Annotated in this window: 22 protein-coding genes and 4 tRNA genes; 9 read left to right on the top strand and 17 right to left on the bottom strand. The window is 60.3% G+C overall.

The features are described 5' to 3' along the window. Positions 1-28 precede the first annotated feature (28 nt). The 7 genes from clpX to HX866_RS14325 all read right to left on the bottom strand — a co-directional run bounded on the left by clpX (position 29) and on the right by HX866_RS14325 (position 4,572). A complete protein-coding gene (clpX, locus tag HX866_RS14295) occupies positions 29-1,312 on the bottom strand; it encodes an ATP-dependent Clp protease ATP-binding subunit ClpX (protein WP_177092390.1) in 1,284 nt (427 codons plus the stop codon). A gap of 112 nt (positions 1,313-1,424) precedes the next feature. Next, entirely contained in the window at positions 1,425-2,060 is a 636-nt protein-coding gene (clpP, locus tag HX866_RS14300; RefSeq protein ID WP_177092391.1) for an ATP-dependent Clp endopeptidase proteolytic subunit ClpP, read from the bottom strand. 93 nt (positions 2,061-2,153) lie between these two features. Then, the gene (tig, locus tag HX866_RS14305) at positions 2,154-3,464 is read right to left on the bottom strand and encodes a trigger factor (RefSeq protein WP_177092392.1); all 1,311 of its coding nucleotides are present in this window, start codon (positions 3,462-3,464) and stop codon (positions 2,154-2,156) included. A 622-nt stretch (positions 3,465-4,086) separates the two neighbouring features. Then, a tRNA-His gene (locus HX866_RS14310) sits at positions 4,087-4,162 on the bottom strand. Positions 4,163-4,246: 84 nt separating this feature from the next. Further along, a tRNA-Leu gene (locus HX866_RS14315) sits at positions 4,247-4,331 on the bottom strand. A gap of 56 nt (positions 4,332-4,387) precedes the next feature. Next, a tRNA-His gene (locus tag HX866_RS14320) sits at positions 4,388-4,463 on the bottom strand. Positions 4,464-4,495: 32 nt separating this feature from the next. After that, positions 4,496-4,572: transfer RNA gene (locus tag HX866_RS14325), tRNA-Arg, on the bottom strand. Positions 4,573-4,851: 279 nt separating this feature from the next. Between HX866_RS14325 and folD the strand changes: the two genes are divergently transcribed. After that, positions 4,852-5,706, top strand: a complete 855-nt coding sequence (gene folD, locus HX866_RS14330) for a bifunctional methylenetetrahydrofolate dehydrogenase/methenyltetrahydrofolate cyclohydrolase FolD (protein ID WP_177092393.1) — start codon at positions 4,852-4,854, stop codon at positions 5,704-5,706. 91 nt (positions 5,707-5,797) lie between these two features. Here folD and cysS read toward each other — a convergent pair whose 3' ends face one another. Beyond that, positions 5,798-7,180 (bottom strand): cysteine--tRNA ligase, encoded by a 1,383-nt coding sequence (cysS, locus tag HX866_RS14335; RefSeq protein ID WP_177140020.1) that lies wholly within the window; start codon positions 7,178-7,180, stop codon positions 5,798-5,800. Positions 7,181-7,198: 18 nt separating this feature from the next. After that, complete coding sequence (locus HX866_RS14340; RefSeq protein WP_177092395.1) at positions 7,199-8,896, bottom strand: glutamine--tRNA ligase/YqeY domain fusion protein; 1,698 nt, start codon at positions 8,894-8,896, stop codon at positions 7,199-7,201. A 263-nt stretch (positions 8,897-9,159) separates the two neighbouring features. On the opposite strand from HX866_RS14340, the gene HX866_RS14345 reads away from it, so the two are divergent. Continuing rightward, a complete protein-coding gene (locus HX866_RS14345; protein WP_177092396.1) occupies positions 9,160-9,663 on the top strand; it encodes a peptidylprolyl isomerase in 504 nt (167 codons plus the stop codon). Next, positions 9,660-10,406 carry a UDP-2,3-diacylglucosamine diphosphatase gene (locus HX866_RS14350; RefSeq protein WP_177140021.1) on the top strand — a complete coding sequence of 249 codons (747 nt, stop codon included), beginning with the start codon at positions 9,660-9,662 and terminating at the stop codon, positions 10,404-10,406. Before HX866_RS14345 ends, HX866_RS14350 begins: the two co-directional genes overlap by 4 nt. A 31-nt stretch (positions 10,407-10,437) precedes the next feature. Here the strand turns inward: HX866_RS14350 and HX866_RS14355 are convergent, their stop codons facing one another. Genes HX866_RS14355 through HX866_RS14370 form a run of 4 tightly spaced genes read right to left on the bottom strand, consistent with a single transcriptional unit; the run spans position 10,438 to position 15,181 of the window. Then, positions 10,438-11,967: a DHA2 family efflux MFS transporter permease subunit gene (locus HX866_RS14355; protein ID WP_177092398.1), complete on the bottom strand. Its 1,530-nt coding sequence runs from the start codon at positions 11,965-11,967 to the stop codon at positions 10,438-10,440. Positions 11,968-12,027: 60 nt separating this feature from the next. Continuing rightward, positions 12,028-13,224, bottom strand: coding sequence for an HlyD family secretion protein (locus HX866_RS14360; protein WP_177092399.1), 1,197 nt, complete (start codon positions 13,222-13,224; stop codon positions 12,028-12,030). 15 nt (positions 13,225-13,239) lie between these two features. Then, the gene (locus HX866_RS14365) at positions 13,240-14,709 is read right to left on the bottom strand and encodes an efflux transporter outer membrane subunit (protein WP_177140022.1); all 1,470 of its coding nucleotides are present in this window, start codon (positions 14,707-14,709) and stop codon (positions 13,240-13,242) included. Then, a complete protein-coding gene (locus HX866_RS14370) occupies positions 14,699-15,181 on the bottom strand; it encodes a MarR family winged helix-turn-helix transcriptional regulator (RefSeq protein WP_177092401.1) in 483 nt (160 codons plus the stop codon). Before HX866_RS14370 ends, HX866_RS14365 begins: the two co-directional genes overlap by 11 nt. Positions 15,182-15,383: 202 nt before the next feature. Here HX866_RS14370 and HX866_RS34345 point away from each other — a divergent pair, with 202 nt between their 5' ends. Next, complete coding sequence (locus tag HX866_RS34345; RefSeq protein ID WP_177092402.1) at positions 15,384-15,566, top strand: type II toxin-antitoxin system HicA family toxin; 183 nt, start codon at positions 15,384-15,386, stop codon at positions 15,564-15,566. 23 nt (positions 15,567-15,589) lie between these two features. Continuing rightward, positions 15,590-15,994: a type II toxin-antitoxin system HicB family antitoxin gene (locus HX866_RS14380; protein WP_177092403.1), complete on the top strand. Its 405-nt coding sequence runs from the start codon at positions 15,590-15,592 to the stop codon at positions 15,992-15,994. Here the strand turns inward: HX866_RS14380 and HX866_RS14385 are convergent. Beyond that, entirely contained in the window at positions 15,991-16,605 is a 615-nt protein-coding gene (locus HX866_RS14385; protein WP_177092404.1) for a tRNA-(ms[2]io[6]A)-hydroxylase, read from the bottom strand. The two genes, HX866_RS14380 and HX866_RS14385, sit on opposite strands and share 4 nt — an antisense overlap. Before the next feature lie 222 nt (positions 16,606-16,827). Here HX866_RS14385 and HX866_RS14390 point away from each other — a divergent pair, with 222 nt between their 5' ends. Then, the gene (locus tag HX866_RS14390) at positions 16,828-17,691 is read left to right on the top strand and encodes a universal stress protein (RefSeq protein WP_177092405.1); all 864 of its coding nucleotides are present in this window, start codon (positions 16,828-16,830) and stop codon (positions 17,689-17,691) included. A gap of 104 nt (positions 17,692-17,795) precedes the next feature. On the opposite strand, the gene HX866_RS14395 is transcribed toward HX866_RS14390, so the two are convergent. Continuing rightward, complete coding sequence (locus tag HX866_RS14395; RefSeq protein WP_177092406.1) at positions 17,796-18,266, bottom strand: DUF1289 domain-containing protein; 471 nt, start codon at positions 18,264-18,266, stop codon at positions 17,796-17,798. Positions 18,267-18,724: 458 nt separating this feature from the next. On the opposite strand from HX866_RS14395, the gene acnB reads away from it, so the two are divergent. After that, on the top strand, positions 18,725-21,334 hold the full coding sequence (acnB, locus tag HX866_RS14400; protein WP_177140103.1) for a bifunctional aconitate hydratase 2/2-methylisocitrate dehydratase: 2,610 nt from the start codon (positions 18,725-18,727) through the stop codon (positions 21,332-21,334). 70 nt (positions 21,335-21,404) lie between these two features. On the opposite strand, the gene queF is transcribed toward acnB, so the two are convergent. Beyond that, complete coding sequence (queF, locus tag HX866_RS14405; protein ID WP_177092407.1) at positions 21,405-22,235, bottom strand: NADPH-dependent 7-cyano-7-deazaguanine reductase QueF; 831 nt, start codon at positions 22,233-22,235, stop codon at positions 21,405-21,407. Positions 22,236-22,317: 82 nt separating this feature from the next. After that, entirely contained in the window at positions 22,318-22,833 is a 516-nt protein-coding gene (gene copI / locus HX866_RS14410; protein WP_177126849.1) for a copper-resistant cuproprotein CopI, read from the bottom strand. A gap of 155 nt (positions 22,834-22,988) precedes the next feature. Between copI and HX866_RS14415 the strand changes: the two genes are divergently transcribed. After that, complete coding sequence (locus HX866_RS14415; protein WP_177092409.1) at positions 22,989-23,669, top strand: heavy metal response regulator transcription factor; 681 nt, start codon at positions 22,989-22,991, stop codon at positions 23,667-23,669. Continuing rightward, on the top strand, positions 23,669-25,030 hold the full coding sequence (locus HX866_RS14420; RefSeq protein ID WP_177100332.1) for a heavy metal sensor histidine kinase: 1,362 nt from the start codon (positions 23,669-23,671) through the stop codon (positions 25,028-25,030). Before HX866_RS14415 ends, HX866_RS14420 begins: the two co-directional genes overlap by 1 nt. Positions 25,031-25,037 lie beyond the last annotated feature (7 nt).

The following is a 25,037-nucleotide window of genomic DNA, read 5'->3' on the forward strand; positions in this document are numbered from 1 at the left end:
CCCCTTGTCAGGTCACAGTCTGCAGCACTCAGGCGTCAGGCGCGGCCTTTGCTTGCGGCTCGCTGTTCTCGTAGATGTACAGCGGCTGGGATTTACCCTCGATCACGCTTTCATCAATCACCACTTTGCTCACCTCGGACTGCGAGGGGATTTCATACATGGTGTCGAGCAGGATGCCTTCGAGGATCGAACGAAGGCCGCGAGCACCGGTTTTACGCTCCAGGGCACGCTTGGCGACGGATTTCAGTGCATCGGCACGGAATTCCAGGTCAACCCCTTCCATTTCGAACAGCTTGGCGTACTGCTTGGTCAAGGCGTTCTTCGGCTCGGTGAGGATCTGCATCAACGCAGCCTCATCCAGCTCGTCGAGCGTGGCCAGGACCGGCAGGCGACCGACGAATTCCGGGATCAGACCGAACTTGACCAGATCGTCAGGTTCGACTTCACGCAGGGACTCGCCCACCTTCTTGCCTTCTTCCTTGCTACGCACTTCGGCGCTGAAACCGATGCCACCACGGGTGGAACGGCTCTGAATAACCTTTTCCAGCCCGGAGAATGCACCACCACAGATAAACAGGATGTTGCGGGTGTCTACCTGCAGGAATTCCTGCTGCGGGTGCTTGCGACCGCCTTGGGGCGGAACGGAAGCCACCGTGCCTTCGATCAACTTCAGCAAAGCCTGTTGCACGCCTTCACCGGAAACGTCCCGGGTAATCGACGGGTTATCGGACTTGCGGGAAATCTTGTCGATTTCGTCGATGTAGACAATGCCCATCTGGGCCTTTTCCACATCGTAGTCGCATTTCTGCAACAGTTTCTGAATGATGTTTTCCACGTCCTCGCCCACATAACCCGCCTCGGTGAGGGTGGTTGCATCGGCGATGGTGAACGGTACATTCAGCAGGCGGGCCAGGGTTTCAGCCAGCAAGGTCTTGCCCGAACCGGTCGGACCGATCAGCAGGATGTTGCTTTTGCCGAGCTCGACGTCGTCACTTTTCTTGTCACGCTGGTTCAGACGCTTGTAGTGGTTGTAGACCGCTACCGCCAGAACCTTTTTCGCACGCTCCTGACCAATCACGTACTGATCAAGGATGCCGCTGATTTCTTTAGGCGAAGGCAATTTATGCGCGCTGCTCTCGGCCTGTGCTTCCTGCACCTCCTCACGGATGATGTCGTTGCACAGGTCGACGCACTCGTCGCAGATAAAGACCGAGGGGCCGGCAATCAATTTGCGTACTTCATGCTGGCTTTTGCCACAGAAGGAGCAATAAAGCAGCTTGCCGTTGTCCTCGCCGTTGCGGGTGTCAGTCATTCGTTCGATCCAATCCGATAGGCTTGCAACACAAGATGAAGGCTATTGCGGGCTTTTTCAAGCCCGCTGGTGATCGGAACTGCCGACCAACCCTATTTTGAGCTGCTTGATATTAAGCGGGACGCTTCTCGATCACTTCGTCGATCAACCCGTATTCACGTGCGACTTCGGCGCTCATGAAATTATCACGGTTGGTATCGCGCTCGATTTCTTCGAGAGTGCGCCCGCTGTGCTTGGCCATCAGCGTGTTGAGACGCTCGCGAATGAAGAGGATTTCCTTGGCATGGATTTCGATATCCGATGCCTGGCCCTGGAAACCGCCCAGTGGCTGGTGAATCATCACACGCGAGTTCGGCAGGCAGAAACGCTTGCCGTGGGCACCGGCCGTCAACAGGAACGCGCCCATGCTGCACGCCTGACCGATACAGGTGGTCGACACGTTTGGCTTGATGAACTGCATGGTGTCGTAGATCGACATGCCCGCCGTCACCGAACCGCCCGGGGAGTTGATATAGAGATGGATGTCCTTGTCCGGGTTTTCCGCTTCAAGGAACAGCAGCTGCGCACAGATCAGGTTGGCCATGTAGTCCTCTACCGGGCCCACCAGAAAAATCACTCGCTCCTTGAGCAGGCGCGAGTAGATGTCATAGGCGCGTTCGCCACGAGCGGACTGCTCGACAACCATCGGGACCAGGCCGCCTGCGGCCTGGATATCAGAGTTCTGCTGAATATAAGAATTACGGAACATGCTCTGCAGTCACTCCCAAATAGTCATGTCTTGAATACGCATAAGCCAGCGCGAGGCTGGCTTATGGTGTGTATTTTCCAACGAGTCAGAAAATCAGTCGGCTTGTGGTGCTTCCACCGGCTTGACTGCTTCTTCGTAGGAGACCGATTTATCGGTCACATTCGCCTTCTGCAGAACAGTATCCACAACTTGTTCTTCCAGCACAACCGAACGAACTTCGTTCAGCTGCTGGTCGTTCTTGTAGTACCACGACACAACCTGCTCTGGCTCCTGGTAGGCCGAGGCCATTTCCTGGATCAGCTCACGCACGCGGGTTTCGTCAGGCTTGAGCTCGAACTGCTTGACCACTTCAGCCACGATCAGGCCCAGCACGACACGGCGCTTGGCTTGTTCTTCGAACAGCTCGGCCGGCAGTTGGTCAGGCTTGATGTTGCCGCCGAACTGTTGAACAGCCTGCACACGCAGACGATCAACTTCGTTGGACAGCAGGGCCTTAGGCACTTCGATCGGGTTGGCGGCCAGCAGACCGTCCATGACCTGGTTCTTGACCTTGGATTTGATCGCCTGACGCAGCTCACGCTCCATGTTCTTGCGAACTTCGGTGCGGAAGCCGTCAATGCCGCTTTCCTTGATACCGAACTGGGCGAAGAAAGTTTCGTTCAGCTCAGGCAGGGTCGGTGCGGACACGGTGTTGACGGTCACGGTGAACTCGGCGGCTTTGTCCGCCAGGTCCAGGTTCTGGTAGTCAGCAGGGAAAGTCAGGTTCAGAACGCGTTCTTCACCGGCTTTAGCGCCTACCAGGCCATCTTCGAAGCCCGGGATCATGCGGTTGGAGCCCAGCACCAGCTGGGTGCCCTTGGCGGAACCACCGGCGAAGACTTCACCGTCGACCTTGCCAACGAAATCGATGTTCAGCTGGTCTTCGTTCTGGGCAGCGCGATCGGCCACTTCGAAACGGGTGTTCTGCTTGCGCAGGATTTCCAGCATGTTGTCCAGGTCGGCGTCCGCTACGTCAGCGCTCAGGCGCTCGACAGCAATGGATTCGAAACCGGCAACGGTGAACTCAGGGAACACTTCGAAAGTAGCGACGTATTCCAGGTCCTTGCCCTTCTCCAGCACTTTCGGCTCGACGGAAGGCTGGCCAGCCGGGTTCAGCTTCTGCTCAACCACGGCTTCATAGAAGGAAGACTGGATCACATCGCCCACAGCTTCCTGACGGGCATCCGCCTCGTAACGCTGGCGAATCACGCTCATTGGCACCTTGCCAGGACGGAAGCCTGCAATCTTGGCCTTTTGGGCAGTCTGCTGCAGACGCTTGTTGACCTGGGTCTCGATGCGCTCAGCTGGCACGGTGATGCTCATGCGGCGCTCAAGAGCCGATGTATTTTCAACAGAAACTTGCATGGATATTCCTCGTTGCACAGACGTTAGCTGGCCGTTTCCGACCCCAGAATCAAGGGCATGCATTCTAGTGGGTCAAACTCAAGAAGTCACCCTACTGAAAACGGGTAAAAAAACAGCAGGCCATTAATAAAGGCGGATGCACAATTGCACCTCGCCTCCGTAGCAAATACAGCCAATCACGCCAGAGCTCTGCGCCGCCCCTTCTATCTATAGAAGAGACGACCTATCAGCGCCCCGACAACCGATCTCATGAACAGAAGCGGCGGGCACCACAGCATCATCGAGCAACACAAATACGACGAAACGACCCGCCCTGCTGCCCCGGGACAGGCGACCGCGCTGAAAACTCAAACCCTTTGAACGAAAACGGCACAGCCCTTTTCAGGCGCTGCGCCGTTAACTGCTATTCAATAGCGGCACTCATCCGATACCTGCCGAATCAGTTCCAAGCCTTCAAAACCGGCCCGAATTCTAACGCCAAGACATTGAGAATGCTTGTTTTTTCTTGGCGCTCGGGGCATCCGGCGCCCCTGCTCGCCACCGACAGAGCCAGGCCACGGGAGTTTTGCGCTTTAAACGCAAAAAAAAGCGCCAGACGATGAGTCTGGCGCTTTTCGAAATATGGGGTGGACGATGGGGATCGAACCCACGACAACAGGAGTCACAATCCTGTGCTCTACCAACTGAGCTACGCCCACCATATTGCATGTTCAAAAAAATCGACCAAAACCGATCTTTTTGTTCAGCCCCACCAACACCCTGCGGCCCTGATGAAACTTATTTGGTGCGGATGAAGAGACTCGAACTCTTACGCCTCGCGGCGCTGGAACCTAAATCCAGTGTGTCTACCAATTCCACCACATCCGCGCATGAAGCTTTTAAAGCAAAAGCGCCAGACGACTAATCTGGCGCTTTTCGAAATATGGGGTGGACGATGGGGATCGAACCCACGACAACAGGAGTCACAATCCTGTGCTCTACCAACTGAGCTACGCCCACCATATTGCGTTACTTGTGCCAAAGCTGCCTAATGGCGCACCCGGCAGGACTCGAACCTGCGACCATCCGCTTAGAAGGCGGATGCTCTATCCAGCTGAGCTACGGGCGCCTTATTAATCTGTACTCGGTGACGACTACAAACCAAGTGCTTCAATCTTGCTGAGCCAGACATCAACTCTGCTCGACCTTCTCAACCAGTGCTAGGCTATGCCCGACAAGCGCGACGAATGTTATAGACGAGCCGAAAGGTCGTCAACTCTTTTCTAAAAAAAATTCAGAAATATAAAGGGCTTAGGGGAATATACAGACCAAGCGCCTTTGCCCTCGCGCCATGACATGCGAGAATACGCACTCTTTTTCAACCCCTCTCGATGGTTAATCACGCGTCATGACTGCACAACTAATCGACGGCAAAGCGATCGCCGCCCGTCTGCGCCAGCAGATCGCCCAACGTGTCGCCGAGCGTCGCCAGCAGGGCCTGCGTACGCCAGGCCTCGCGGTGATTCTGGTCGGCAGCGATCCTGCCTCTCAGGTTTATGTTTCGCACAAGCGTAAAGACTGCGAAGAGGTCGGCTTTATTTCACAAGCCTATGACTTGCCCAGCGACACCACTCAACAGGCGCTCACCGAGCTGATCGACCGTCTTAATGACGATCCGCAGATCGACGGCGTGCTGCTGCAACTGCCGCTGCCCGAACACCTGGATGCCTCCCTGTTGCTGGAACGCATCCGCCCGGACAAGGACGTCGACGGTTTCCATCCTTATAACGTCGGTCGCCTGGCCCAGCGCATTCCGTTGCTGCGCCCGTGCACCCCGAAAGGCATCATGACCCTGCTGGAAAGCACCGGGGCTGACCTTTACGGGATGGATGCGGTGATTGTCGGCGCCTCCAATATCGTCGGCCGCCCCATGGCCATGGAGTTGCTGCTGGCCGGTTGCACCGTGACCGTCACCCACCGCTTCACCCGCGACCTGGCCGGCCATGTCGGCCGCGCCGACCTGGTGGTGGTGGCCGCCGGCAAGCCGGGCCTGGTCAAGGGCGAGTGGGTCAAGGAAGGCGCCATCGTCATCGACGTCGGTATCAACCGCCAGGAAGACGGCAAGCTGGTGGGCGACGTGGTATACGAAACTGCCCTGCCCCGCGCCGGCTGGATCACTCCGGTACCGGGTGGCGTCGGCCCGATGACCCGCGCCTGCCTGCTGGAAAACACCTTGTATGCCGCCGAAACGCTGCATGCCTGAAGCCAGCAAGCCCCTTGAGGCACTACAACGCTGAAAAGCCTCCAACAAAAAACCGCCAATTGGCGGTTTTTTGTTTTCACAGGAGCCCGGCTCAGTCAGCCAGGCGCCAGGTGGTTGCGCCCTTGCCGTCTTCCAACACCACGCCCATGGCGGTGATCTGGTCGCGGATACGGTCGGATTCCGCCCAGTCCTTGTTGGCCCGCGCCGCCAGACGTGCCTGAATCAGCGCTTCGACTTCAGCCGCATCGACCCGCCCTTCAGCGCCCGCCTGCAGGAAGTCATCGGCCTCCAACTGCAAGACACCGAGGACACTGGCCAGCTCTTTCAGTCGCGCCGCCAGACCGGCCGCCGATGCGGGATCACTCTCGCGCAGGCGATTGATCTCGCGCACCATCTCGAACAGCACCGCACAGGCTTCCGGCGTACCGAAGTCGTCGTTCATCACCTGGGTGAAACGCTCGACAAAGGCCTCACCACCGGCCGCCGGCACCTTCGGCAGGCCTTTCAACGCATGGTAGAAACGCTCCAGGGCGCCCTTGGCATCCTTGAGGTTGTCTTCCGAATAGTTGATGGCGCTGCGGTAATGGCTCGACACCAGCAGATAACGCACGACTTCCGGGTGATACTTGTCCAGCACATCGCGAATGGTGAAGAAGTTGTTCAAGGACTTGGACATCTTCTCGCCATTGATGCGAATCATGCCGCAGTGCATCCAGGCATTGGCGTAGGTCTGGCCGGTAGCCGCCTCGCTCTGGGCGATTTCGTTTTCATGGTGCGGGAACTCGAGGTCACTGCCGCCGCCATGAATATCGAAGGTATCACCCAGGCAGCAGGTGGACATCACCGAGCATTCGATGTGCCAGCCCGGACGCCCGGCGCCCCACGGCGAAGCCCAGCTCGGCTCACCCGGCTTGGCGGCTTTCCACAGTACGAAGTCCAGCGGGTCCTGCTTCGACTCGTCAACCTCGATCCGCGCACCGATGCGCAGGTCTTCGATCTTCTTGCGCGACAGCTTGCCGTAGCCCTGGAACTTGCCGACGCGGTAGTACACGTCGCCATTGCCCGGTGCATAGGCGTAGCCCTTGTCGATCAGGGTCTGGATCATGGCGTGCATGCCCGGAATGTGATCGGTGGCCCGCGGCTCCATGTTCGGCTTGAGGATATTCAGGCGCGCCTCATCCTCGTGCATCGCAGCGATCATGCGCTCGGTCAGCGCTTCGAACGATTCACCGTTCTCGTTGGCCCGATTGATGATCTTGTCGTCGATGTCGGTGATGTTGCGCACGTACGTCAGGTCGTAGCCGCTGAACCGCAACCAGCGGGTCACCAGGTCAAAGGCCACCATGCTGCGGCCATGGCCCAGGTGGCAGTAGTCATACACGGTCATCCCGCAGACATACATGCGCACCTTGTTGCCATCCAGGGGCTTGAAGACTTCTTTGCTCTTGCTGAGCGTGTTGTAGATCGTTAGCACAACGCTTTCCTTAAAGAATCACTGGCCCCACGAATCACGCAAGGTCACGGTACGGTTGAATACCGGAGCACCGGGCTTCGAGTCCTTGATATCCGCGCAGAAGTAACCTTCGCGCTCGAACTGGAAACGGTCTTCCGGCTGTGCATTGCCCAGCGAGGGTTCAGCACGACAACCAGTGAGAACTTGCAGCGAGTCAGGGTTGATGTTGTCCAGGAAACTGGCGCTGTCTTCGGCCTTCTCGGGGTTGGCCGAACGGAACAGGCGATCGTACAGGCGCACTTCGCACTCGACGCTGGCCGCTGCCGGCACCCAGTGGATCACGCCCTTGACCTTGCGGCCTTCGGGGTTCTTGCCCAGGGTCTCCGGGTCGTAGGAGCAACGCAGCTCGACGATGTTGCCGTCGGCATCCTTGATCGCTTCGTCGGCACGAATCACGTAGCTGCCGCGCAGACGCACTTCACCGGTCGGCTCCAGGCGCTTGTAGCCCTTGGGCGGCTCTTCCATGAAGTCGTCGCGATCAATGTAGATCTCACGGGCGAACGGCAGTGCGCGCACGCCCATGTCTTCTTTCGGGTGGCGCGGCAGTTCGAGGTTCTCGACCTGGCCTTCCGGATAGTTGGTGATCACGACTTTCAACGGACGCAGCACGCACATGGCCCGCGGGGCGCTGTGGTCGAGGTCGTCGCGGATGCTGAATTCCAGCATGCCGAAGTCCACCACACCGTCGGAACGGTTGGTGCCGACCATTTCACAGAAGTTGCGAATGGATTTCGGCGTGTAGCCGCGACGACGGAAGCCCGACAGCGTCGACATGCGCGGGTCATCCCAGCCATTGACGTGCTTCTCGTCCACCAACTGCTTGAGCTTGCGCTTGCTGGTGATGGTGTAGTTCAGGTTCAGACGGCTGAACTCGTACTGACGCGGTTTGCACGGCACCGACAGGTTGTCGAGGAACCACTCGTACAGAGGACGGTGGCTTTCGAACTCCAGGGTGCAGATCGAGTGGGTGATGCCTTCGATGGCATCCGACTGACCGTGGGTGAAGTCGTAGATCGGGTAGATGCACCACTTGTCACCGGTCTGGTGGTGGTGAGCGTGACGAATACGATAGAGGATCGGGTCGCGCAGATTGATGTTCGGCGAAGCCATGTCGATCTTGGCCCGCAGTACGCGCTCGCCGTCCTTGAATTCACCGGCCTTCATGCGGGCGAACCAGTCCAGGTTCTCTTCCACCGAACGCTCGCGGAACGGGCTGTTCTTGCCCGGTTCAGTCAGGGTGCCACGGTATTCCTTGGCCTGCTCGGGGGTCAGGTCGTCGACGTAGGCCTTGCCGGCCTTGATCAGCTCCACCGCCCAGTCGTGCAATTGGTCGAAATACTGCGAGGCATAACGCACTTCGCCGGACCATTCGAAGCCCAGCCACTTGACGTCGTTTTCGATGGCGTCGATGTATTCCTGGTCTTCCTTGGCCGGGTTGGTGTCGTCGAAACGCAGGTGCGTGACGCCACCGAACTCCTGGGCCAGGCCGAAGTTCACGCAGATCGATTTGGCGTGACCGATGTGCAGGTAACCGTTGGGCTCAGGCGGGAAGCGCGTGACGATCTGGGTGTGCTTGCCCGAGTCCAGGTCGGCCTGAATGATCGGGCGCAGGAAGTTGACCGGGACAGCCGGTCCGGTCTTGGCGTTCGAGGTAGGGTCGACAGTGGGCTTGCTCATAGGATCCTTGGGCTTGCGGGTGCGCGGCCGGGTGCGGCCAGATCAATCAAAACGAGTATCATAGCCGATGCGATCAATCAGCTGACAGAGGCGCGCCCAATAACGGTGGCTATTAATAGCCCCCGGATGAAAAAACCGCCTCGAAATTCCCGCGCCTCACGCTAAACTGCGCAACCTGGTGGATTGATGCCAGATCGGTTCGGGCCCGCGGGTGCTACTCGCAGCGCTCCGAAGCCCACGAATTCCTTCAAAGAGTAGCCAAGATGACCCAAGTCAAACTGACCACCAACCACGGCGAAATCGTCCTGGAACTGAACGCCGAGAAAGCCCCGCTCACCGTGGCCAACTTCATTGAGTACGTCAACGCCGGCCACTACGAAAACACCGTTTTCCACCGTGTGATCGGTAACTTCATGATCCAGGGCGGTGGTTTCGAGCCTGGCATGAAAGAAAAGAAAGACAAGCGCCCAAGCATCCAGAACGAAGCCGACAACGGCCTGCCGAACGAGAAATACAGCGTCGCCATGGCCCGTACCATGGAGCCGCATTCGGCCTCCGCGCAATTCTTCATCAACGTGACCGACAACAGCTTCCTGAACCACAGCGCCAAGACCGTCCAGGGTTGGGGCTACGCGGTATTCGCCAAAGTGGTTTCCGGCACTGAAGTGGTCGACAAGATCAAAGGCGTGGCCACCACCATGAAAGGCGGCCACCAGGACGTACCGGCAGAAGACGTGATCATCGAGAAAGCCGAGATCGTTGAGTGATACTGCTGATTTCAGATTTGCATCTGGAAGAGGAGCGCCCGGACATCACCCGGGCGTTTCTGGATTTCCTCGCCGGGCGCGCCCGTTCGGCACAAGCGCTGTACATCCTGGGCGATTTTTTCGAAGTCTGGATCGGCGACGATGCCATGACCCCCTTTCAACGCTCGATCTGCGCCGCGTTGCGCGCATTGAGCGACAGTGGCACGCAGATCTTCCTGATGCACGGCAATCGCGACTTCCTGCTGGGCAAAGCCTTCTGCAAAGCGGCCGGGGCTACTCTGCTCAAGGACCCGAGCGTGGTGCGGATCAATGACGAGCCCGTGCTGTTGATGCACGGCGACAGCCTGTGCACACGGGACGAGGCCTATATGCGCCTGCGTCGTTATCTGCGCAACCCCATCACCCTGTTTATCCTCCGGCACCTGCCGCTGCGCACCCGCCACAAGCTGGCGCGCAAACTGCGCAGTGAGAGCCGCGCGCAGACGCGCATGAAAGCCAATGACATCGTTGACGTGACGCCCCGGGAAGTCGAGCAGGTCATGCAGCAGCATGGCGTGCAGACCCTGATCCATGGCCACACCCATCGACCGGCCATTCACAAGTTGCAGCTCGGCGAGCAAGCGGCGAAACGGATTGTGCTGGGCGACTGGGACCGCCAGGGCTGGGCCTTGCAGGTGGATGAACAGGGTTTCCAACTGGCGGCGTTTGATTTTACCCCGTCGCCAGCCCTGCCCCAGGCCTGATACCAACCCCACCCGGACAGGTGGGGGTTGATCAATGTCCGGCAGCCGCCGGTCCGGCCTTCGCCGCGAACGGTGGCTTGGCCAGCCACACCAGCAACATCAAGCCCATGAAGCCCCAACCCAGCAGCGTGAAGTAATCCACGGTCGAGAGCATGTACGCCTGGCTGGTGAGCACCTGATCCAGCTGGGCATAAGCCCGGCTGCCCGCGCCACCCAGCGTGCTCAGGGTATCGCGCGTCGCCGGGTCGAAGGTGGTGATGCTTTCACTCAGGTAAGCATGGTGCTGGTCCGCCCGGCGAATCCAGATCCAGGTGGTCAGCGAAGCGGCGAAACTGCCCCCCAGCGTACGCAGGAAAGTCGCCAGGCCGGCACCGTCGGCGATCTGGCTGGGCGGCAGGTCCGACATCAGGATGCTCAAGGTCGGCATGAAGAACAGTGCCACACCGATACCCATGAACAGCTGCACCATGGCGATATGCTGGAAGTCCACTTCATTGGTGAAACCGGCGCGCATAAAGCAACTCAGACCGATCGCAAGGAACGCCAACCCGGCGAGCAACCTCAGGTCGACCTTGTTGGCGTATTTACCGACAAACGGCGACATCAGCACCGGCAGGATCCCGATGGGCGCTACCGCGAGGCCGGCCCAGGTCGCGGTGTAGCCCATCTGGGTCTGCAACCATTGCGGCAGGATCAGGTTGATGCCGAAGAACCCGGCATAACCGAGGACCAGCACAATGGTCCCGATCCTGAAGTTGCGGTAGGCGAACAGGCGCAGATTGACCACCGGGTGTTTGTCTGTCATCTCCCAGATCACGAACACCGAGAGGGCAATCGCCGAGATCACCGCGCCGATCACAATGAAGTTCGACTCGAACCAGTCCAGGTCATTGCCTTTGTCGAGAATCACCTGCAAGGCGCCCACGCCAATGATCAAGGTCAGCAAACCGACGTAGTCCATCGGCTGGCGACTGATCACCACCGGCCGGGCCTTGAGTTGCTGGCGGACCACCATGGCGGCGAACACACCGATGGGCACGTTGATAAAGAAGATCCACGGCCAACTGTAACTGTCGGTAATCCAGCCGCCGAGAATCGGCCCGGCAATGGGCGCGACCACCGTGACCATCGCCAGCAGTGCCAGGGCCATACCGCGCTTGGCCGGCGGATAGACCGCGATCAGCAAGGTCTGGGTCATGGGATACAGCGGCCCGGCCACCATCCCTTGCAGCACGCGAAAGCCTACCAACTCAGGCATCGACGTGGAGATACCGCAGAGGAACGACGCCAGCACGAACAGGATCGTCGCCCAGATAAACAGCTTCACCTCACCGAAACGCCGGCTCAGCCAGCCGGTCAGCGGCAAGGCGATGGCGTTGCTCACGGCAAAGGAGGTAATGACCCAGGTGCCCTGCTCCGAACTCACCCCCAGGTTGCCGGAAATGGTCGGCAAGGCCACGTTGGCAATGGTGGTGTCGAGCACCTGCATGAAGGTCGCCAGCGACAGGCCGATGGTGCTGAGCAACAGGCTGGGCGGGGTGAAAGATGCGTTCGAGCTCATCGCGAATCCTTGAAAACGAGGCAGGTGCCGCGACGCTGGGGTCGCGGCTGGATTGGCGACTCAGCGTTGCGCGGTTTTCGCCGCGGTGGCGCTGTTTTCATGAATCAGACGGGTAATCTCGGCATCGGCGTCGGCCAGTTGCTGACCGTACACATCGGTGCTGAACGAAGCTTTCTGTGGCGGCTGTTGGGCCAGCACCGGACCGCTCTGGTCATGCAGATTGACCTCGACCTGGGTCGACAGGCCGACCCGCAGCGGATGCTTGGCCAACTCTTCGGCATTGACGTGAATTCGCACCGGCACCCGCTGGACAATCTTGATCCAGTTGCCGGTGGCGTTCTGCGCCGGCAGCAAGGCAAAGGCACTGCCGGTACCGGCGCCGAGGCTGTCGATGGTGCCACTGTATTTCACCGCGCTGCCGTACAGGTCGGCCTCGATGTCCACGGGCTGGCCGATACGCATATCACGCAGCTGGGTTTCCTTGAAGTTGGCGTCGATCCACAGTTGATCCAGGGGAATCACCGCCATCAGTGCGGTACCCGGCTGAACCCGCTGGCCCAGTTGCACGGTGCGCTTGGCAACGTAGCCCGTGACCGGCGCGATCAGGGTGGTCCGCGCATTGGCCAGATAAGCCTGGCGCAGTTGCGCGGCCGCGGCTTTGACATCCGGGTGATTGGACACCACGGTGTCGTCCACCAGGGCGCTGCTGCTGTTGAGTTGATGCTGGACGTTGCTCATCGCGCTCTCGGCGGAGGTCAGGTCGTCACGGGCATGGGACAGTTCTTCCTGGGAAATCGCGCCACCGGCCGCCAGGTTCTTGCGGCGGGTAAGGTTTTCCTGGGCCTTCTGTACCGCCGCCTTCTGTTCGGCGACCTGGGCGCGCATGCCGTCGACATTGCTGTACAGGCCACGGACCTGGCGCACGGCCTTGGCCAGGTTGGCCTCGGCGCTTTGCAGACCGATCTTGGCGTCGCTCGGGTCGAAGTTCACCAGCACCTGGCCGGCGTGCACCAGGTCACCATCGTCGGCACCGATGCTGACCACGGTGCCGGTTGCCAGCGGCGTGACTTCCACCACGTTGCCGTTGACATAGGCGTCGTCAGTGCTTTCGCTCCAACGCCCGTAGACTTCGTGCCAACCCCAGACACCCAGGCCGCCGAGAATCACCAGCAGGGTGAGGCCGGTCAGCATGACTTTGCGCTTGCGCGAATTGCCAGCATCCTGGGTTGTTGCAGTCGTGTTCGTTTCAGTGGCCATGGCAGGTACCTTGAATTAATAAGTCTGAGCCGAAGGGCTGGGGCTGTTCGCGGCGATGTTGTCAGCCTGGAAACCACCGCCCAGGGCCTGCATCAGCTGGATGGAGAAATCGATCTGCTGGGCATTCAGGTCCGCCAACTGGCGCTGGGCCTGCAACAGGGTCTGCTCGATGGTGAGCACGTCCAGGTAGTTGCCGATGCCGGCGCCGTAGCGCTGAAGCACGGTGTTGTAGGAATCCTGGGCGATATCCGCGGCATGTTGCTGGGCCACGATCTGCTGGCCGAGGGCATGCAACTGCTGGAGGGTGTCACTGACATCGCCCAGGGCCTGGACCAGGCTCTTGTTGTACTGCGCCACCGCCAGGTCGTAATCGGCGTCCTTGGCGTCGAGGCCGGCGCGCAAGCGGCCGCCGTCGAAGATCGGCAGCGAGACGGTCGGGGCAATGCTGAAGAAGCGACTGGCGGAGCCGAACATCGCGTCGCCCAGCAGCGACTCACCGCCGGCGGCGGCACTCAGGTTGAGGTTGGGGTAGAAGCGCGTCTTGCCAGCAGCAATGTCCTTGCTCGCGGCCTCGACACGCCAGCGCGCAGCCACCAGGTCTGGACGCCGTCCCAGCAGTTCCGCCGGCAGTACCGAGGGCAAGGCCACGGCGCTCGGCTGGAGAATCTTCGGCCGGGCGATTTCATTGCCGCGATCCGGCCCCTTGCCCAGCAACACGGCCAGGGCGACCTTGGCGCTTTGCAGTTTTTTCCCGGCGTCGATCACCTGCTCTTCGGCACTGGCGTCCAGGCTTTCGGTCTGCTGGTACTGATAGTGACTGTCGATCCCGGAACTCAGCCGTCGCTTGCCCAGGTCCAGCAATTTTTGCGTCCGCTGCCGGTCATCGTTGGCCAGGTCATAGACGATGTGCGCCTGCCCCAGGTCGCTGTAGGCCCGCGCCACATCAGCGGCCAGGGTCAACTGTGCGGCCTGGCGGTCGACTTCGGCGGCACGTGCCTGGCCCAGCGCGGCTTCCCAGGCATCACGTTGGCCGCCCCAGAGATCGAAGCTGTAGTTGAAGGTGGCACCCACCTTGCGAGAAGTCTCGAGAAGCCCGCCGCGACCGGTGGGGTCCTGGTCCCGCGGCAGGCGCGCCCGGGTAACACCCGCGCTGGCATCGAGGGTCGGCAAACGCGCCGCGTCGGCGGCAGAGGCCGCTGCGCTGGCCTGGTGCGCGCGCGCGCTGGCGACCTGCATATCAGGACTGTCGCGCAGGGCTTCGCGGATCAGGCTATCGAGTTGCGGATCGCCAAGGCTTTTCCACCAGTCGTTTTTCGGCCAGGCCGCCGGCGACAGGGTTACGCCCTTGAGGGATTGTGCGGCCTTGAGGTTTTTCGCATCGAGACTGACACCTTCGGTGTGCAGGCCGCTGTAGCTGGCGCAACCGGCCAGGACCATCGACAGGAACACCAGGCTGAAGCCGGTACGCAGGGTTTTACTGCTCATTTTTTTCACCCACCCGCAGCACGGTGATCGAGTCCCCGGCCGCCAGCAAAATTTTCTTCAGAATGTCTTCCAGGGTCCGCAGCTCTTGCGGGCTGACAGCCCCCGCCAGCTCGTTCATCGCATCGGCACCGATTTCCGGCAAACGATCAGCGAGAACCTGCCCCTGCGCCGTAAGCACCAGTTGCACCTGACGCCGATCACCCTCCGAACGCCGACGGGCGAGCAGGTCTTTCTGCTCCAGGCGATCGAGCATGCGGGTCATGGAACCGCTGTCCAGGGACAGATGGCGGCACAGCTCGGCCGGGGTATCGACGCCGTACTGGGCCATGATGATCAGCACCTTGAACTGCGCGGCCGTGATGCCGTACGGCACCATATGGGTGTCGATGATCCGGTCCTTGAGCAACGCGGCACGACCCAGAAGCAAGCCGAGATGGCAGTTGTGAAAGTCGTCCGGGGTGAAATGCTTCATAAGGCCACCAAAAGCTGCTTAGGCAGGGAGTTGGTGCGATCTTACTGCTTAGGCAGCTAATGTCAAAGCATTAGTTAGCAAGCTTTTTATTTAGCCGATAAAAGGCAGCAGGTCTAATAGATAACTCTAGACACACCTTTGAATTCGATGTCTGATAGCAAGACGGCTAGGCTTCCCTGACATACCTGACAAGGAGTCACAGGTGAAAAGCAGGGATTTGATCGCCGAACTGGAGGCCGCCGGGTGGATGCTGCAACGAATCAGGGGCAGTCATCATGTGTTTGTCCACCCCATCAGCCCCCACTCGATCCCCGTGCCGCATCCGAAGAAGGATCTGCCGCTCGGGACCATCAGAAGCATCAGAAAACGGGCGGGGTTGCTATGAACCCGTTCAGTCAGGAGACCATCATGCAATATCCCATCGCGATCGAATGGGGTGATGAACACACCGCCATCGGCATCCAGATTCCGGATATTCCGGGTGCCGTGACCGCAGGCGATACGTTCGAGGAGGCTTATAACGCCGCCCTGGAAATCGCCCATATCATGCTTGAGGAGATCGTTTCGAACGGCCAGCCCGTGCCGACGCCATCGCCCTCCTTCACCCATCGGAAAAATCCCGAGTTCGCGGAGATGGGCTGGGGCATGCTGGAGATCGATATCTCGCCCTATCTGGGCAAGACCGAGAAGGTCAACGTGACCCTTCCCGGCTTTGTGATCCAGCGCATCGACCGTTACGTGCGCGACCACCGGATCAAGAGTCGCTCATCGTTCCTGGCGGACGCGGCGCTGGAAAAACTGGTACGGACTTAAACGCCGACAGCGGTCGGGACACCGCTGTGGAAGCGGAATTCGCTGTCGGGCGACTCGATCAGCTCCTGCTCGACCGCCCGCACCCGCTCGATGACCCGGCCAATGTCCTCGGCGTCGCCGTACTGATAGGCCAGTTTCAGGTAACCCTGGAAATGCCGGGCCTCGCTCTTGAGCAGGCCGAAGTAGAACTTGCCCAGTTCTTCGTCCAGATGCGGCACCAGGGCTTCGAAGCGCTCGCAACTGCGAGCCTCGATAAAGGCCCCGACCACCAGCGTATCCACCAGCTTGACCGGTTCGTGACTGCGCACCGCCTTGCGCAGCCCCGAGGCATAACGACCGGCGGACAATTGCCGCAACTCGATCTTGCGCCGCTTCATCAGGCGCATGACCTGTTCGTGGTGCACCAGTTCTTCCCGAGCCAGGCGCGACATCAGGTTGATCAGGTCGACATGGGAATGGTACTTGGCGATCAGGCTCAAGGCGGTACTGGCCGCCTTGAACTCGCAGTTCTTGTGATCGATCAGCAGCGTCTCCTGATCCGCCAGGGCCGCCTGAACCCAGCCTTGGGGGGTCGGGCAACCGAGGAATTCGTGGATTTCCGGCAGGTTCACAGGAAAACTCCCGTCACAGGAGCGGCTTGGCAGGAGGACAAAGCGGGAATAGTCGACATGGGGCTCACAAAAACCGGGGATCAGGCAGGACAAGGCCGCCGATTATACGGGGGCCGGGGCAGATCGCCAGCCACCGCACTTGATATGCATCAAGATCGCAGTCCGTGGAGTGCAACTATAGTTGTATCAAGTCGCCCTCAGCCTTCCCGGAGCAACCCGACCATGCAAGCCATCCGCAGCATTCTGGTGATACTCGACCCCGACCACGCCCACAGCCTGGCCCTCAACCGTGCCAAGCTGATCGCCGGGGTCACGGATGCGCACCTGCACCTGCTGATGTGCGATCCCAAGCACGACCACAGCGCCCTGCTCAGCCTGCTCAAGAGCCAGTTGCATGATGATGGCTACAGTGCCACGGCGGAGCAGGCCTGGGACAAGACCGTGCATGAAACCATCATCGGCGTGCAACAGGCCGAAGGTTGCGGCCTGGTGATCAAGCAACATCGCCCCGACAGCCCATTGAAGAAAGCCCTGCTGACCCCTTCCGACTGGAAACTGCTGCGCTACTGCCCGTCCGCAGTACTGATGGTCAAGACCGAGACGCCCTGGTCAGGCGGGGTGATTCTCGCGGCGGTGGACGTGGGCAATGCCGATGATGAACACCGGCACCTGCACGCCAGCATCATCGATCACGGTTATGACATCGCCAGCCTGGCCAAAGGCCAGTTGCACGTGATCAGCGCCCACCCCTCGCCCATGCTGTCGGCTGCCGACCCGGTGTACCAGCTCAGGGAGACCATCGAAGGCCGTTATCGCGATCAATGCCGGGATTTCCAGAGCCAATTCGATGTGGATGACGAACACCTGCATATCAAGGAAGGCCCCGCCGACGTGCTGATTCCCCATATGGCCCACACACTCGGGGCGGCGGTGACGGTGATCGGCACGGTGGCGCGTACCGGTATTTCAGGGGCGCTGATCGGCAATACCGCAGAAGTGGTGCTCGATGCACTGGAAAGCGATGTGCTGGTGCTCAAGCCCCAGGAAATCATCGATCACCTGGTGGAGACAGCGCCACGACCTTGAACAATCTGTAGGAGCCGGCTTGCTGGCGAATCGGGCACCGCGGTGTTCCAGGCGAACTGCGTTATCGTTCTCGCCAGCAAGCCGGCTCCTACAGGTCGAGCCGATCAACCGCCCATGGCGTCCTTGAGGAAACCCGGCGCGATATAGCGCTGGTAGTGCGCCTCGGACAGCAGGAAAAACTCCCGATCAATGGCATCGCGCAGCTCGGGCAGGCCCCAGTCGCGAAACTCCGGCAACAGCACCATGCCATAGGCCTCCAACTGGCTGATCACCCGCGCGCCACGGGCAATCAACTGGTACGCCCAGCAATATTCCGACTGATGGGGCACGAAGCGAATCTTGCGGGTTTCCAGTTGCTGGCGCAGCTTGGCCGGATCGAACACCTCGATCTTGGCCACCATGACCTGGACCAGCAATTGTTCCAGGCGCAACCAGACCGCACGCTTCTCTTCTTCGTTGTAGCCGTTCCAGTGGATGACTTCATGGTGGAAGCGTTTGCAGCCGCGGCAGACCAAATCACCGTAAACAGTGGAGCAGAGGCCGACGCAGGGGGTCTTGATGGTCTGATTGGACATGAGCAGGGGACACGCGCAAAAGCAAAACTGGTCCGCATGTTAGCCCTTTGTCTAAGAAGGGTCACCCCCGAACCTGTAGGGCCTAACTTACCTTTCTTTGGAATATGCCGTAGAATCGGCCTGCCTTTTTAGGCGCCAATGTCCGTTGGAAGCTGTTTTCAAAGCGTCACGAGCACAGTGTGGGGTGAAATTAGGTCCGACGACGCTTCATCAGTCGGACGTAAATCGCCCCCAGCCCTAAAGAACGGCGTTGGCGTTGGAATTTCCCCTCCGGAAGTCCCTGCGCCAACCCTCATCAGCTCCCGTTCCGCAGGCGTAAAACTTTGAAAACAGCTTCTGTTGGAAATCGTGGAAACTCTGGCTAAGCGGCTCAAAAAGCCCCGCAGCGCATGAGTGCCGTGCATTTCTGGATGAGCGTCCCGGACACCCATTTGGGACCACTGATGAGGGTAATAACTGTGCTTGAAGCCTACCGCAAACATATCGAAGAGCGTGCAGCACTGGGCATCGTGCCCCAGCCGCTTAATGCCGAACAAACCGCAGGCCTGGTCGAACTGCTGAAGAATCCCCCGGCTGGCGAAGAAGCTTTCCTCGTTGACTTGATCACCAACCGCATTCCACCTGGCGTGGACGAAGCGGCCTACGTCAAGGCCGGCTTCCTGTCCGCCCTGGCCAAGGGCGAAGTCAGCTCCCCTCTGATCGACAAAAAACGCGCTGTTGAACTGCTCGGCACCATGCAGGGCGGCTACAACATCGTGACCCTGGTCGACCTGCTCGACTCCACCGAATTGGCTCCAGTTGCCGCCGCGCAACTCAAGCACACCCTGCTGATGTTCGATGCTTTCCACGACGTCGCGGAAAAAGCCAAGAACGGCAACGAACACGCTAAAGGCGTGATCCAGTCCTGGGCCGATGGCGAGTGGTTCCAGAACCGCCCTACCCTGGCCGACAAGATCAGCCTGCGGGTATTCAAGGTCACCGGCGAAACCAACACCGACGACCTGTCCCCAGCCCCGGACGCCTGGTCGCGCCCTGACATCCCGCTGCACGCCCTGGCCATGCTGAAAATGGCCCGTGACGGCATCGTGCCTGACCAGCAAGGCGCCATCGGTCCGATGAAACAGATCGAGCAGATGCGCAACGACGGCTTCCCGATCGCCTACGTCGGTGACGTGGTCGGTACCGGTTCGTCGCGTAAATCGGCGACCAACTCGGTACTGTGGTTCTTCGGCGACGACGTTCCCTACGTGCCGAACAAGCGCGCAGGCGGCTTCTGCTTCGGCAGCAAGATCGCTCCAATCTTCTACAACACCATGGAAGATGCCGGCGCACTGCCGATCGAGTTCGACGTTACCAACATGAACATGGGCGACGTGATCGACCTGTACCCGCATGCTGGCAAAGTCACCAAGCACAACAGCGATGAAGTCCTGACCACCTTCGAAATGAAGACGCCAGTGCTGTTGGACGAAGTTCGTGCCGGCGGTCGTATCCCGCTGATCATCGGTCGCGGTCTGACCGAGAAGGCACGTGCCGAGCTGGGCCTGCCACCTTCGACCCTGTTCAAACTGCCGGAAGCCCCGGCCGAAAGCACCAAGGGTTACACCCTGGCGCAGAAAATGGTCGGCAAGGCCTGTGGCCTGCCAGAAGGCAAAGGCGTTCGTCCAGGTACCTACTGCGAACCGAAGATGACCACCGTCGGCTCCCAGGACACCACCGGTCCAATGACCCGTGACGAACTGAAAGACCTGGCGTGCCTGGGCTTCTCGACCGATCTGGTCATGCAGTCCTTCTGCCACACCGCTGCCTATCCGAAGCCGATCGACGTCACCACGCACCACACGCTGCCTGACTTCATCATGACCCGTGGCGGCGTTTCCCTGCGTCCGGGCGACGGCATCATCCACAGCTGGCTGAACCGCATGCTGCTGCCGGACACCGTCGGTACTGGCGGCGACTCCCACACCCGTTTCCCAATGGGCATTTCGTTCCCGGCCGGTTCCGGCCTGGTAGCGTTTGCCGCAGCCACTGGCGTTATGCCGCTGGACATGCCGGAATCGATCCTGGTGCGCTTCAAAGGCAAAATGCAACCGGGCGTCACCCTGCGTGACCTGGTTCACGCCATTCCTTACTTCGCGATTCAGGCTGGCCTGCTGACCGTCGAGAAGAAAGGCAAGAAGAACGCCTTCTCCGGCCGCATCCTTGAAATCGAAGGCCTGGACAACCTGAGCATCGAGCAAGCTTTCGAGCTGTCCGACGCTTCGGCTGAACGTTCGGCTGCCGGTTGCACCATCAAGCTGTCGAAAGAGTCGATCAGCGAATACCTGAGCTCCAACGTCACCCTGCTGCGCTGGATGATCGGCGAAGGCTACGGTGATGCACGCACTCTGGAACGTCGCGCCCGAGCGATGGAAGCCTGGATTGCCAACCCTGAGCTGATGGTTGCCGATGCTGACGCCGAATACGCCGAAGTCATCGAAATCGACCTGGCGGACATCAAGGAGCCTGTGCTCTGCGCGCCGAACGACCCGGACGACGCTCGCCTGCTCTCCAGCGTTGCTGGCGAGAAGATCGACGAAGTGTTCATCGGTTCCTGCATGACCAACATCGGCCACTTCCGCGCTGCGGGCAAGTTGCTGGATCAGGTCAAAGGTCAGCTGCCTACTCGTCTGTGGCTGTCGCCGCCGACCAAGATGGACGCTCACCAACTGACCGAAGAAGGCTACTACGGCATCTACGGTAAAGCTGGCGCACGCATGGAAATGCCGGGCTGCTCGCTGTGCATGGGTAACCAGGCACGGGTAGAACCGAACTCCACCGTGGTCTCGACTTCGACCCGTAACTTCCCGAACCGTCTGGGTGACGGCGCGAACGTTTACCTGGCTTCGGCCGAGCTGGCGTCCGTGGCTTCGATCCTGGGTCGCCTGCCGACCGTCGAGGAATACATGGAGTACGCCGGTAAAATCGACAGCATGGCTGCCGACGTTTACCGCTACCTCAGCTTCGACCAGATCGCCGAGTTCCGTGAAGCCGCAGCGAATGCCAAGATTCCGGTCATTCAAGCCTAAGCTGTACGCGCAATAGAAAAAGCCCCGACTTGTCGGGGCTTTTTTATACCTGCCGGTTTTATGTCCGCCGTTACTGACGCACCAACCGCAGGTTCTGAAACTCGACCTTCTCGGTGCTGCGATACGGATTGATATCCAACCCGCCGCGCCGCACGTAACGCGCATACACCGTCAACTTCTCCGGCTTCAGCAAGCGCTGCAGGTCGAGGAAGATCCGTTCCACGCACTGTTCGTGGAAGTCCGAGTGCTGGCGGAAGCTCACCAGGTACGCCAACAGGCTCGCATGATCCAGCGCCGCACCGCGATACTCCACGACCACACTGCCCCAATCCGGCTGGCTGGTCACCGGGCAATTGGACTTGAGCAAATGGCTGTGCACGCTCTCCTCCACGACCCGCGACGCATCGCAACGCAGCAACTCAGGACGCGGATGGGCGTAATCACTGACGCTGATTTCCAGGTCATCGATGCACATACCCGGCAAGGCGACCACACCCTCGGCCTGCACTTCGCTCAAGCGGCGAACCCGCACGCCCACCGGCTTTCCGGCGGCGGCCGACAGATCGGCACGCAGTACGGCTTCGAGGCTGGCGCTGTCGACGAACGGCGTCTGGTTCAGGGAGTTGAGATACAGCTTGAAGGATTTCGATTCGATGATGTTCGGCGAATCCGCCGGGATACTGAACTCACCGATCGCCACCACCGGCTTGCCGGACGGCAGCAGCCAGGACAACTCGAAGCAGTTCCAGAAATCCACGCCGACATACGGCAGGGTCTCGGCGCTAAGGCCCAGCTCGGCCCATTTGGCCGCCCGCGGAATCGGGAACAACAAAGAAGGTGTATAGGTGGCGATGTACTCACTGGACTTGCCCAGTGGTGAGTGTTCGGCGGCGGGATGCATGACAAAAACCTGGCTGGATAAACCCCGCCAGTCTAGCGCAATTCACCCCACGCACGAAAACCGTCGACCCGGGCGGGCGACTTCAAGGCGCGATGTTCAGCGCCCCGACCATCCCGGCCTGATAGTGCCCGGGAATATTGCAGGCAAACTGCAGGTTTTTCGCCTGGCTGAAGGTCCAGGTCAGTTCGGCGGTCTTGCCGGGCTCCACCAGTACGCTGTTGGGATCGTCATGCTTCATGGCATGCCCCATGGCCCCGTGGTCCATACCGGCCATATTCATGCCGGTGGCAGTCAACTGCCCGTCCTGCTGCATCTTGAGCATCTCTTGCTGGTGCTCGGCATGCGCCGCCGCGTGCCCCAGGTTGAATTCATGCAGCAGATGACCTTTATTGATCAGCACGAAACGCACCGTTTCACCGGCCTTCACATCCAGTTCCTTGGTGCTGAAGGCAATGTCGGTCATGGTCACTTCAACCGTGCGGGTGGCCTTGCCCGCCGGTGCCGGCTGGCCAAAATCGTAGCGGCTCGCAGGCGAGGCCCAGACGGGAAAACTCAGGGCCAGCAAACCGGCCAGCAGCAGGCTGTTACGCAAAAACATAGTCACACTCCAACGGGATCGGGTTCAGGCTGTGTGAAACTGTAAGGCCCGCTCGCTGGCATTGAGCTGACCCGCAGATTACAACTTTGTCAGCTTGCCCCCCGAGCACCGGGCGCGCGGTATAACGTCCCCGTATCATTAGCCATGAGTTGTCCATGAAACTGCTGATCGTCGAAGACCAAGCGAAAACCGGTCATTACCTGCGCCAGGGCCTGAACGAAGCCGGCTTCAACACCGAACTGGTGGCCGACGGCACCACCGGCCAGCACCTGGCCCTGACCGGCGACTACGCGCTGCTGATCCTCGACGTCATGCTGCCTGGCCGCGATGGCTGGCAAATCCTGCAAGCGGTGCGCAGCGCCGGCCTGGACATTCCGGTGCTGTTCCTGACCGCTCGCGATGCGGTGGAAGACCGGGTCCACGGCCTGGAACTGGGCGCCGACGACTACCTCGTCAAACCGTTCGCCTTTTCCGAGCTGCTGGCCCGGGTTCGTAGCCTACTGCGCCGGGGCAGCACGGCGACCCAGGAAACCAGCCTGCAACTGGCCGACCTGCGCCTGGACCTGATTCGCCGGCGAGTCGAACGCGCCGGACAGCGCATCGACCTGACCGCCAAGGAATTCGCCCTGCTGGAAATGCTCCTGCGCCGTCAGGGCGAGGTACTGCCCAAATCCCTGATCGCCTCCCAGGTCTGGGACATGAATTTCGACAGCGACACCAATGTCATCGAAGTGGCAATCCGCCGTCTGCGCCTGAAAGTCGACGATGCTCACCCGCACAAGCTGATCCACACCGTGCGCGGCATGGGTTATGTTCTCGAAGAGCGCAACGCCTGATGCGCCGCCTGTCCCTGGGCAGCCGCCTGGCCCTGCTGTTCGCCGCCTGCACTGCCGTGGTCTCGCTGAGCGCGGGCGTGCTGTTCAACCGCGCCAGCGAGTCGCACTTCATCGAACTCGACCAGCAACTGCTCGATGCCCGCCTGGTGGCACTGCGCAGCACCCTGGCCGGGGTCGAGAGCCTGGACGACTTTCAGCGGCGCAGCGAGCGATTGCAGGCCGAAATCAACCTGAGGCCTGATCTCGCCCTGCGCGTCAGTGGTGCCGACGGCCAGCGCTGGTTCAATGCCCCGAGCGCCCTGCCCGGCGACCTGCCAACGAAATCGGGACTCACCAGCCTGCGGATCGAGGGCACCGCCTATCGGGTCTTCAATGCCCCACTGGACCCGAACAAAGCCGACTCGCCGCAACTGACCCTGATCCTCGACATCACCCATCACCAACACTTCTTGCAGCGCATGCAGCACCTGATCTGGCTGACCGTCAGCCTCTCGGCCCTGGCCACGGCCCTGCTCGGCGCCTGGGCCGTGCGTAGCGGCCTGCGACCCTTGCGGCGCATGGGCGAGATTGCCGCAGGCGTCTCGGCCAACTCGCTGACGCAACGCTTGCCTGAAGAACAGATGCCGCCGGAGCTGGCCGAACTGGCGCAGTCGTTCAATGCCATGCTGGCGCGCCTGGATGATTCATTCCAGCGCCTCTCGGCGTTCTCCGCCGATATCGCCCATGAACTGCGCACGCCGCTGTCGAACCTGCTGACCCACACCCAGGTCACCCTGACCCGACCCCGTGAACTGGAGGACTACCGCGAAGCCCTGCACGGCAACCTCGAGGAGCTGCAATGGATGGCGCAGCTGGTCAACGACATGCTCTACCTGGCCAAGGCCGATCACGGATTGCTGACTCCCAAGCGCGAAGCACTTGAGCTGGCTGATGAGGTCGATGCCCTGCTGGAGTTCTTCATGCCGCTGGCCGAAGAGAACCGGGTTCGGTTCAAGCGCGAAGGCCGCGCAAGCCTGCCGGGTGATCGCGGCATGTTGCGCCGGGCACTGTCCAACCTGCTGGACAATGCCTTGCGCTTCACCCCCGAGGACGGCGAGATCACGGTGAAGCTGGAGGAAGACTCAGAAGGTTGGCGGGTCAGCGTCGAGAATAGCGGTGAAGGTATTGCGCCGGGCTTGTTGCCACATCTGTTCGATCGCTTCTACCGGGCCGACCCGGCACGCAGGGAAGGCAGCAATGAACATGCTGGGTTGGGACTGGCGATTACCCAGTCGATCATTCGTGCCCATGGCGGGCGGATTGGCTGCGAATCAGAGGCAGGATGGACACGGTTCGTGATCGAACTACCGCGCCCTCACTGACAAGCCC

Origin of the sequence: Pseudomonas gingeri, from assembly GCF_013386165.1 — a bacterium.
Taxonomy (GTDB): Bacteria; Pseudomonadota; Gammaproteobacteria; order Pseudomonadales; family Pseudomonadaceae; genus Aquipseudomonas; species Aquipseudomonas gingeri_C.